This is a genomic window from Streptococcus sp. SN-1, from assembly GCF_041154385.1.
GTDB lineage: Bacteria > Bacillota > Bacilli > Lactobacillales > Streptococcaceae > Streptococcus > Streptococcus mitis_CT.
In genome coordinates this window covers 1,690,572-1,700,000 of sequence record NZ_AP028929.1, presented here as the reverse complement: position 1 = coordinate 1,700,000, position 9,429 = coordinate 1,690,572, and the positions used below count along the sequence as shown (strand labels likewise).

Genomic DNA, 9,429 nt, shown 5'->3' with positions numbered 1-9,429 from the left:
AGTATGTATGCGGGTGTAGTTTAGTGGTAAAACTACAGCCTTCCAAGCTGTTGTCGCGAGTTCGATTCTCGTCACCCGCTTTGAACTTTGTTCAAATTACATTACCAAGTTTTTAACTTGGGCGCGTAGCTCAGGTGGTTAGAGCGCACGCCTGATAAGCGTGAGGTCGGTGGTTCGAGTCCACTCGTGCCCATTAATAGGAGAATTACTCAAGAGGCTGAAGAGGACGGTTTGCTAAATCGTTAGGTCGGGTAACTGGCGCAAGGGTTCGAATCCCTTATTCTCCGTTTTATTGAGAGTTTATAGCTCTTTTTTTGTATTTTTAAGAATAGTAGAATAAAAACTTCAGATTTGTAAAACTTAATTGGATTACTTATCTGAAGTTTTTTTGCGCTCTTTGTCAACTGTAGTGGGCTGAAGAAATACTAAAATTTGTATATATTGTTGATTTTATGGTTGTGCTAGTTTATTATTACTTCCAACTCTTGAGTGAAATTTCTCCGCTATTGAGCCAGATTTCTTTTCCGTTATCACATTGAACTAGAAGTTTTCCAGTTTCAGAGATGTCTTTAGCAAGTCCCTTGTAGTCTTTTTGATCTAGTGTGAAAGTAACTTCTTTTCCTAGAACGAATGACTGTTTTTTGTATAGGTATAATAGTTCTTCTGCTGGTGTTTCGAAGAAAGTCCGCCAGATTTCTATGATTAATTCATTTCTGGTAATAGGTGCTGGTGTTTTAAATAAACTAGCAGCTTTTTCTTTTAATTCCTGAGGGAAGTCTTTAATTGTAAAGTTGATCCCTACTCCAATAATGATATCTGTGACTAAGCCAGTTTCTACAGAGGTCATTGCTTCAGTAAGGATTCCTCCAATTTTATGATTGTTTAGGTAGATATCATTGACCCATTTTATATCGGCATCTATTAAAGTTAGGTTCTTAATGGCTTTGTAGATAGCTCCTGCTACAAGTAGTGTGTAGGATGGTAATTTGTCGTAAGGGAGATTTGGTTTAAGATGGAGTGTCATATAAATACCACCTTGTGGTGAGTAGAAAGAACGTTGAAAGCGACCTCGTCCTGCTGTTTGATAGGAAGATAGGTAGAGAGTGTTTGTTTTATCCCCTAAATCAATTGCTTCTTTTGCATCCAACTGTGTTGATTTTGTTTCGGGTTTAAAACTGACTTTAATTGGAAGGTTTTCTTCTAGAATCTCTGGAAGAATAAGGTCTCCATTCACTAGTTTATATCCTTTGTTTTTGATACTATCAATTTCAATGCCTTCTTGTTCTAGACGCTTGATGGCTTTCCAAATTGACGTTCGGCTTAGAGATAGTTCTTCTGCGATTTTTTCTCCGCTGATATAGTCGGTTTCTTTAGCTAGAATCTGGTAGACAGCTTGGTAGGATTTCATAGTGTTTCCTTTCTTTAGGAATAGTATCTGATTTGAATCTAGTTTGGCTAGTTGCTTAATTACTACTATTTTAACATATGCCTAGTATTTACGGTATGATTTTCTTAGAGTAAATGTAGTCATTAAGCTTGAGGTGTGAAATCTCAGTATTTTTGCTCCTTTTTTAACTAGGAAGCGTTTCCTTTGTTTTCAAATTGCTCAAAAAGTGGTATAATATAGGATAGCTTACTATTATCTGAATCAGCTGATTTGGAGAGAAAGGATTCATTTTGAAATCAATAGGCTTTATTGAAAAGCTGAAAGGGTTGTCTAGTAAAGAGCTGACTTTATTGGGAATTATCCTGAGTATCTTTTTACCCTTTTATCTTTTTGTAGTTGTATTCTGTTTATATATTATCAGTTTGATTTTTACAGGAGACATGAAAAGTATTCTTCAGAAAATGGGGGAGCATCCGATGCTGCTTCTTTTTCTTGGCTATAGTACTGTTATATCCGTTTTTGCACAAAATTGGATGGGAGTTGTGGCTTCAGTAGGAATTTTTCTATTTACTGTTTTCTTTTTGCACTATCAGTCGATTTTATCACATAAATTCTTTCGATTGATTTTGCAGCTCGTCTTGTTTGGTAGCGTCTTGTCAGCTGCTTTTGCGAGTTTAGAACATTTCCAAATTGTGAAGAAATTTAACTATGCTTTTCTTTCACCCAATATGCAGGTGTGGCATCAGAATCGGGCAGAAGTGACTTTCTTTAATCCTAATTATTATGGAATTATTTGTTGTTTCTGTATCATGATTGCCTTCTATCTGTTTACAACGACCAAGTTGAATTGGTTGAAAGTATTCTGTGTGATTGCAGGCTTTGTTAATCTCTTTGGTTTGAACTTTACGCAAAATCGAACTGCATTTCCTGCTATTATCGCTGGAGCAATTATCTATCTCTTTACGACCATTAAAAACTGGAAGGCTTTTTGGCTTAGTATTGGGGTCTTTGCGATTGGCTTGAGCTTCCTCTTTTCTAGTGATTTGGGAGTTCGGATGGGGACTTTAGACTCTTCTATGGAAGAACGCATTTCTATCTGGGATGCTGGAATGGCCTTGTTTAAGCAAAATCCTTTTTGGGGTGAGGGGCCATTGACCTACATGCACTCGTATCCTCGGATACATGCTCCTTATCATGAACATGCTCACAGCCTTTACATTGATACGATTCTGAGTTACGGAATTGTGGGAACTATTTTATTAGTTTTATCTTCTGTTGCTCCTGTTCGCTTGATGATGGATATGAGTCAGGAGTCGGGGAAACGTCCGATTATCGGTCTTTATCTATCTTTCCTTACAGTGGTTGCTGTGCACGGAATCTTTGATCTGGCCCTCTTCTGGATTCAGTCAGGTTTTATTTTCTTGCTAGTTATGTGCAGTATTCCGTTGGAGCATCGAACTTTGGTATCGGACATGACGGATTAAGTTTATAAGATTAAAAAATTCTTCTGCCTTGGGTAGGAGATTTTTTTACTTGGAAAAATTATTTCTAAATCGAAATAGTTGACAGTTAGAACAATGAGTGTTACAATTATTTTATTCATTTCGATATCGAAATAAATTGGAGGTGTTATGAAAGATAGTCATTTGCTAGCCCATCATATTCGTTTGTTGAATGGGCGGATTTTTCAAAAGTTACTGAGCCAAGATCCTGAAGCTCTTTATAGGGGTGAACAGGGTAAGATTTTAGCGGTTTTATGGAATAGTGAAACTGGCTGCGCAACTGCGACAGATATCGCGCTTGCGACGGGGCTTGCTAATAATACGCTGACGACTATGATAAAAAAGCTAGAGGAACAAAAGCTTGTAACTGTTATTCCATGTGAGAAAGACAAGCGTAAGAAGTATCTAGTTTTAACAGATTTGGGGCAGTCACAAAAAGAAGTGGGGCAATGTGTCAGTCAGAAATTGGATACGATCTTTTACAAAGGATTTTCAGAGGAAGAAATTCGGCAGTTTGAAGCCTTTCAAGAAAGAATTTTGGCTAATCTGAAAGAGGAAGAAAATGAGGATTAGAATAGAGCAAAAATTAACTGTTTATAAGTAAAGGCCACTTTTGACTTTGTTTTCCAGCTTTTGGGACAAGGAAATTATGTGGTTAGCTATGGCCAGGTTCAGATTGATGGCCTTGCTTATGCCCAGTACGATATTTTCCGTCTAGAAAATGGGAAAATTGTGGAGCATTGGGATAATAAGGAAATTATGCCAAAGGTTGAAGATTTGACCAACCGAGGAAAGTTTTAAATTGAGGACAAAGAATGATTGAATACAAAAATGTAGCGCTACGCTACACAGAAAAAGATATCTTAAGAGATGTCAATTTACAGATTGAGAATGGAGAGTTTATGGTTTTAGTTGGGCCATCTGGGTCCGGTAAGACAACCATGATTAAGATGGTCAACCGCCTCTTGGAACCAACTGATGGAAATATTTATATGGATGGCAAGCGCATCAAAGACTATGATGAGCGTGAACTTCGTCTTTCTACTGGTTATGTTTTACAGGCTATTGCTCTCTTTCCTAATCTAACGGTTGCGGAAAATATTGCCCTGATTCCTGAGATGAAGGGATGGACTAAGGAAGAAATTGCTCAGAAAACTGAAGAGCTTTTGGCAAAGGTTGGTTTACCAGTAGCTGAGTATGGGCATCGTTTGCCTAGTGAATTATCTGGTGGAGAACAGCAACGGGTAGGTATTGTTCGTGCTATGATTGGTCAGCCTAAGATTCTCCTCATGGATGAGCCTTTTTCGGCTCTTGATGCTATTTCGAGAAAACAGTTGCAGGTTCTGACTAAAGAATTGCATAAAGAGTTTGGGATGACAACAATTTTTGTAACCCATGATACGGATGAAGCTTTGAAATTGGCGGACCGTATTGCTGTTTTACAGGATGGGGAGATTCGCCAGGTAGCGAATCCCGAGACCATTTTAAAAGCGCCTGCCACAGACTTTGTAGCAGACTTGTTTGGAGGTAGTGTTCATGACTAATTTAATTGCAACTTTTCAGGATCGTTTTAGTGATTGGTTGACAGCTCTATCTCAACATTTGCAGTTGTCACTTTTAACCTTGTTACTAGCTATTTTTATCGCGATTCCCTTGGCTGTTTATCTTCGCTTTCATGAGAAGTTGGCGGATTGGGTCTTGCAGATTGCAGGGATTTTCCAGACCATCCCGTCTCTGGCCTTGTTGGGGCTCTTTATTCCTTTGATGGGAATTGGAACCTTGCCTGCTTTGACAGCACTAGTGATTTATGCGATTTTTCCGATTTTGCAAAATACTATCACTGGACTCAAGGGAATTGATCCAAGTCTACAAGAGGCTGGGATTGCCTTTGGGATGACTAGGTGGGAGCGACTCAAGAAGTTTGAAATTCCACTTGCTATGCCTGTTATGATGTCTGGAATTCGGACGGCAGCTGTCTTGATTATCGGTACGGCAACCTTGGCGGCCTTGATTGGGGCAGGGGGACTGGGTTCCTTTATCCTTTTGGGAATTGACCGTAATAATGCCAGTTTGATTTTGATTGGGGCCCTTTCTTCTGCAGTGCTAGCCATTGCCTTTAACTTCCTACTAAAAGTGATGGAAAAAGCAAAATTGCGGACGATTTTTTCTGGTTTTGCCTTGGTGACAATATTGCTCGGTTTGTCTTATAGTCCAGCTCTTTTGTCTCAAAAAGACAAAGAGAACTTGATCATTGCTGGGAAATTGGGGCCAGAACCAGAAATTTTGGCCAATATGTATAAACTCCTTATTGAAGAAAATACCAGTATGACTGCGACTGTTAAACCAAATTTTGGGAAAACAAGCTTTCTCTATGAAGCTCTGAAAAAAGGCGATATTGACATCTATCCTGAATTTACTGGTACGGTGACTGAAAGTCTACTTCAACCATCACCGAAAGTGAGTCATGAGCCAGATCAGGTTTATCAGGTGGCGCGTGATGGTATTGCTAAGCAGGATCATCTAGCCTATCTTAAACCCATGTCTTATCAGAATACCTATGCTGTAGCTGTTCCGAAAAAGATTGCTCAAGAATACGGCTTGAAGACCATTTCGGACTTGAAAAAAGTGGAAGGGCAGCTGAAGGCTGGATTTACCCTTGAGTTTAATGACCGTGAAGATGGAAATAAGGGCTTGCAATCAATGTACGGTCTCAATCTCAATGTAGCGACCATGGAGCCAGCCCTTCGCTATCAGGCTATTCAGTCAGGCGATATTCAAATCACGGACGCCTATTCAACCGATGCAGAGTTGGCGCGTTATGATTTGCAAGTCTTGGAAGATGACAAGCAACTCTTCCCACCTTACCAAGGGGCTCCACTGATGAAAGAAGCTCTTCTCAAGAACCATCCAGAGTTGGAAACAGTTCTCAATAAATTGGCTGGTAAAATTACTGAAAGCCAGATGAGCCAGCTCAACTACCAAGTCGGTGTTGAAGGCAAGTCAGCAGAACAAGTAGCCAAGGAGTTTCTACAAGAACAAGGTTTGTTGAAGAAATAGCTTGAGAATCGTAAGTTCAACTTACTTAAACGACTATATAGAAGAACGCTCAGACAATGTTGTCTGGGCTTTTTTAAGTTAGAGTTATTAAATGTCATTAAAAATGGAAAATAAGAGAAATTTTTAGGATTTTCTAAAATTTTACTGTAAATACACTTGACTATTCACAAAATAGGTGTATAATGTGTTGTGAACTACTTAACAAATAAAGATTTCCAGCTCATGTCGACTAAGGCTGGAAATCTTGTGTATAGACAGTTCAGTAGATATATAATAGAGCGTTGCGTCCGAAAGTCTATCCAGACACGGCTCTTTAAAAACAAAAGGAGAAGATTATGAAAACAGAACCGATTCATCGTACCAGTATGTGGAAATTTAAGTTAAGTGCTGCTACCATGACTTTGATTCCCGCTGCCGTGGGGATTAACTATGTTGCCAAAGCCTTGGCGGAGGGGTTAAAGTTGCCCGTTTGGCTGGGGTCTTTGGGAACCTTTCTTACCAGCATGTTGGCTGGGCCGGTTGCCGGTGCCATTAGTGGTTTCATCAACAACGTGATCTATGGGCTGACCTTATCGCCAATTTCAACCGTGTATGCGATTACCAGCATCGGAATTGGGATTGCTGTCGGAGTTTTGCACGCCAATGGGTGGTTCTCGTCAGCGCGACGAGTATTTGTTTCTGCTATTATTATTGCCATCGTTTCAGCTGTCATTTCAACGCCACTCAACGTCATCTTTTGGGGTGGTCAGACCGGTATCGCTTGGGGTGACTCATTGTTTGCGGTAATGGTCGCCAATCATGCACCAGTGTGGCTGGCCTCATTTACCGATGAGTTTGTCTTGGATATTTTGGATAAAGTCTGCGTGGCCTACCTGTCATTCTTCATCTATCGTCAGCTGCCGAAGCGGATGGTGCACTTCTTTAGCGATGATAAATGATGACTGATAAAACATTGATTTCTGGAGCGCCACGGGTCAAGCTCAAGTGGTACCAGGTGATCGATCCGATTACTAAGCTCTTGTTCATCTTGGACATGACGTTGTTGAGCTTTGCCAGTATGAATTTATTGCTTCAGGCCGGATTAATTCTTGTCGCAACACTGCTATTGTTATTTTCCAAATTGAGTTCTACCACCTTTAAGGCGCTGGGATTCAGCCTGTTTCTGATTTGCACCATGCTGATCATCCAAGGGTTATTTTACAGTCGGAATCAAACTGTGCTGTTTTCTGTGCTTGGGGTGTCGTTCTACAAAGAAGGCCTGATTTACGCCACCACTCTGGGTTGTCGAGTATTGGTAATTATTTTGACCAGTGGCTTTTTTATGGTGACCACGAGTATTTCAGAAAACGCGGCCTATTTGGAACTGTCCGGATTGTCTTATAAAACCGTCTACGTTCTGATGTCGGTGTGTTATATTTTGCCGGAAATGATGCGCAATATGCGGAAAATCCAGCAGGCACAAAAAGTTCGCGGAACCAATCCGCAAAAAACGTTGATTCAGAAATTAAAGTCAGTCCTGCCGGTTCTAATTCCATTGGTGATTAAGACCTTGGATCAATCGATGACGCGGTCGATTTCTCTCCAACTGAGAGGTTTTGATAATCTCAACCGGACTGTCAGAACCTCCCAGCGCGTGTATCGCCTGTCGCGGACGCTGCACATTGGTCTGACTGGATTGGCAATTTTATTGATTGGGTGGAAGATATGGACGAAGATAAACGGATTGTAATTGAAAATTTGACCACCCGTTATCCGGGTACTGAGCAACCACAACTGCGTCAGATTAACGCGGAGGTTCATACCGGCCAGGTGGTTGGGATTATCGGGAATAGCCACTCCGGCAAATCGACTTTGTGCCGTGTGCTGGCAGGGGTCATTCCCAAAATTGTGTCTGCTGAGATTGAGGGCGATTGGCACATGTTTGGCCAGCGAGTGTCCGACAATTGGCCCGTTTATAATGCCATGAATGGAGTTGTACTGCAAAATCCAGCTGGCCAACTAAGCGGTTTGGCAGACACGGTTGCCGATGAAATCGCCTTTGACTTGATTAATCAGGGAATGGCTGAAGGACTGATTCAAAAACGGGTTGAAGAAGTTGCCACGCAAATGGGGCTGATTGAACAGCTGAATTTGCGTCCCGAGAGCCTTTCCGGTGGTCAGATCCAGCGGTTGGCAATTGCCACGGCGATTGTGGCTAATCCGGCTGTTTTGATTATGGATGATCCGACCAGTGAGATGGATCCCCTTGGCCGCCGGCAATTTTTCCAATGGCTGGCCCAAGTCAAAGAGACGACTGTCTTCATTGTCACCAGTGAAATTGACGATTTGTGCGAAGTCGCCGACGTTGTGTGGGTGCTGCACGAGGGTCAAATGGTAGCCCAGGGCAGGCCGGGTGAGGTGTTTAATCACTTGGCAGCTGACTGGCAGATTCCAGCCCCTACAATCCAGCAACTTGCTCAAAAAATGGATTGGCACTTGGCTGATGGCCGGTATCCGGTGAATTACGCTGATCTGAAGGAGGTTCGTTATGTCCACAATTGAACTTAGCCACCTGACGTTCACTTATCCGGAACGGTCCTTTAGCTTGGATGTTGAAGACAAACACTTCGCCGATCCGATGGTGGCGATTGTCGGCCAAAATGGTGCCGGCAAATCAACGCTCTTCAAAGTGTTGACGGGCTTGCTGACACCACAAACCGGTGTGATTAAGATCGATGGAGAAAATTTTAATGATCTTAAACCAGTCGAAAAGTTACTGAAGGTTGGGATTACTTTTCAGAATCCTGACGATCAGCTTTTCAACCCGACCGTTCAACGAGAGGTGGAGTGGAGTGTCGCGCAGGTCATGGATGACCACGACACGATTACGAGGCGGGCTTTAGCGGCTCTAAAAAGAGTTGGCTTGGATGATAAAACAGCTGAAAGTCCATATGACCTGTCATTGTCGGAACGCAAGCTGTTGAGCGTTGCCACAGTTTTGGCAGTGGATCCGGCGATTTATTTATTTGATGAGCCGATGATGTCGCTTGATTGGGAAAGCCGGCGCAAGTTGACCGCAATTTTCCATCAGTTGGCTGATTCGGGCCACCAAGTTGTGACCATCACTCATGACATGGATTGGGTCGCCGCCGAGTTTGAGTCGGTGTATGTTATGGAACACGGGAAGTTTAGCTTCGCCGGCAGTCCACGGGAATTGTTCAGCAATCACGAACTTGTCCAGCGAGTGGGATTACTACCACCGCGGATTATGGACATAGCGGAGTCGCTGGGTGATTCACAGACATATTTATCGGTTAATGATTATTGCCAGAAAAATCGAGATGTATAGAAAAAGTCACCTCTGCGGGTTTTCCAGGTTGAAGGATTAACTTCAGCTTCTGGCAAGAACTCACATGGGTGACTTTTGTGTTTAATAACGTTTCATGATCATCGGGTGCTTCCTCAGATCACTCGGTTTTATTTTACTTTATTTCATGGTCATAA

General features: G+C 41.9%; 9 protein-coding genes, 3 tRNA genes and 1 pseudogene. 12 read left to right on the top strand and 1 reads right to left on the bottom strand.

Features of this window, described 5'->3' with window-relative positions:
* Positions 1–9: 9 nt before the first annotated feature.
* The 3 genes from ACAM22_RS07645 to ACAM22_RS07635 all read left to right on the top strand — a co-directional run bounded on the left by ACAM22_RS07645 (position 10) and on the right by ACAM22_RS07635 (position 287).
* A tRNA-Gly gene (locus ACAM22_RS07645) sits at positions 10–80 on the top strand.
* Positions 81–119: 39 nt separating this feature from the next.
* Positions 120–193: transfer RNA gene (locus ACAM22_RS07640), tRNA-Ile, on the top strand.
* A gap of 6 nt (positions 194–199) precedes the next feature.
* Positions 200–287: transfer RNA gene (locus ACAM22_RS07635), tRNA-Ser, on the top strand.
* A gap of 185 nt (positions 288–472) precedes the next feature.
* Here the strand turns inward: ACAM22_RS07635 and birA are convergent.
* Positions 473–1,408: a bifunctional biotin--[acetyl-CoA-carboxylase] ligase/biotin operon repressor BirA gene (gene birA / locus ACAM22_RS07630; protein WP_369606647.1), complete on the bottom strand. Its 936-nt coding sequence runs from the start codon at positions 1,406–1,408 to the stop codon at positions 473–475.
* 269 nt (positions 1,409–1,677) lie between these two features.
* Between birA and ACAM22_RS07625 the strand changes: the two genes are divergently transcribed.
* The 9 genes and pseudogenes from ACAM22_RS07625 to ACAM22_RS07585 all read left to right on the top strand — a co-directional run bounded on the left by ACAM22_RS07625 (position 1,678) and on the right by ACAM22_RS07585 (position 9,274).
* Positions 1,678–2,871 carry an O-antigen ligase family protein gene (locus tag ACAM22_RS07625; protein ID WP_369606646.1) on the top strand — a complete coding sequence of 398 codons (1,194 nt, stop codon included), beginning with the start codon at positions 1,678–1,680 and terminating at the stop codon, positions 2,869–2,871.
* A gap of 147 nt (positions 2,872–3,018) precedes the next feature.
* The gene (locus tag ACAM22_RS07620; protein ID WP_261229742.1) at positions 3,019–3,462 is read left to right on the top strand and encodes a MarR family winged helix-turn-helix transcriptional regulator; all 444 of its coding nucleotides are present in this window, start codon (positions 3,019–3,021) and stop codon (positions 3,460–3,462) included.
* A gap of 36 nt (positions 3,463–3,498) precedes the next feature.
* Positions 3,499–3,690, top strand: a pseudogene (locus ACAM22_RS07615) (polyketide cyclase); the annotation flags it as partial.
* 14 nt (positions 3,691–3,704) lie between these two features.
* On the top strand, positions 3,705–4,433 hold the full coding sequence (locus ACAM22_RS07610; protein ID WP_261229743.1) for an ABC transporter ATP-binding protein: 729 nt from the start codon (positions 3,705–3,707) through the stop codon (positions 4,431–4,433).
* Entirely contained in the window at positions 4,426–5,946 is a 1,521-nt protein-coding gene (locus tag ACAM22_RS07605) for an ABC transporter permease/substrate-binding protein (RefSeq protein WP_369606645.1), read from the top strand. Before ACAM22_RS07610 ends, ACAM22_RS07605 begins: the two co-directional genes overlap by 8 nt.
* 335 nt (positions 5,947–6,281) lie before the next feature.
* Positions 6,282–6,884: a hypothetical protein gene (locus tag ACAM22_RS07600; protein WP_033679755.1), complete on the top strand. Its 603-nt coding sequence runs from the start codon at positions 6,282–6,284 to the stop codon at positions 6,882–6,884.
* Positions 6,884–7,675, top strand: a complete 792-nt coding sequence (locus ACAM22_RS07595) for an energy-coupling factor transporter transmembrane component T (protein ID WP_000130448.1) — start codon at positions 6,884–6,886, stop codon at positions 7,673–7,675. Before ACAM22_RS07600 ends, ACAM22_RS07595 begins: the two co-directional genes overlap by 1 nt.
* A complete protein-coding gene (locus tag ACAM22_RS07590; RefSeq protein ID WP_000343048.1) occupies positions 7,651–8,487 on the top strand; it encodes an ABC transporter ATP-binding protein in 837 nt (278 codons plus the stop codon). Before ACAM22_RS07595 ends, ACAM22_RS07590 begins: the two co-directional genes overlap by 25 nt.
* Entirely contained in the window at positions 8,474–9,274 is an 801-nt protein-coding gene (locus ACAM22_RS07585) for an ABC transporter ATP-binding protein (protein WP_261050598.1), read from the top strand. Before ACAM22_RS07590 ends, ACAM22_RS07585 begins: the two co-directional genes overlap by 14 nt.
* The last annotated feature ends 155 nt before the right edge of the window (positions 9,275–9,429 follow it).

Coding starts and splice junctions, on each gene's coding strand:
- ACAM22_RS07600 (WP_033679755.1), top strand. CDS start 6,282: ATGAAAACAGAACCGATTCATCGTACCAGTATGTGGAAATTTAAGTTA.
- ACAM22_RS07595 (WP_000130448.1), top strand. CDS start 6,884: ATGACTGATAAAACATTGATTTCTGGAGCGCCACGGGTCAAGCTCAAG.
- birA (WP_369606647.1), bottom strand. CDS start 1,408: ATGAAATCCTACCAAGCTGTCTACCAGATTCTAGCTAAAGAAACCGAC.
- ACAM22_RS07585 (WP_261050598.1), top strand. CDS start 8,474: ATGTCCACAATTGAACTTAGCCACCTGACGTTCACTTATCCGGAACGG.
- ACAM22_RS07610 (WP_261229743.1), top strand. CDS start 3,705: ATGATTGAATACAAAAATGTAGCGCTACGCTACACAGAAAAAGATATC.
- ACAM22_RS07620 (WP_261229742.1), top strand. CDS start 3,019: ATGAAAGATAGTCATTTGCTAGCCCATCATATTCGTTTGTTGAATGGG.
- ACAM22_RS07590 (WP_000343048.1), top strand. CDS start 7,651: ATGGACGAAGATAAACGGATTGTAATTGAAAATTTGACCACCCGTTAT.
- ACAM22_RS07605 (WP_369606645.1), top strand. CDS start 4,426: ATGACTAATTTAATTGCAACTTTTCAGGATCGTTTTAGTGATTGGTTG.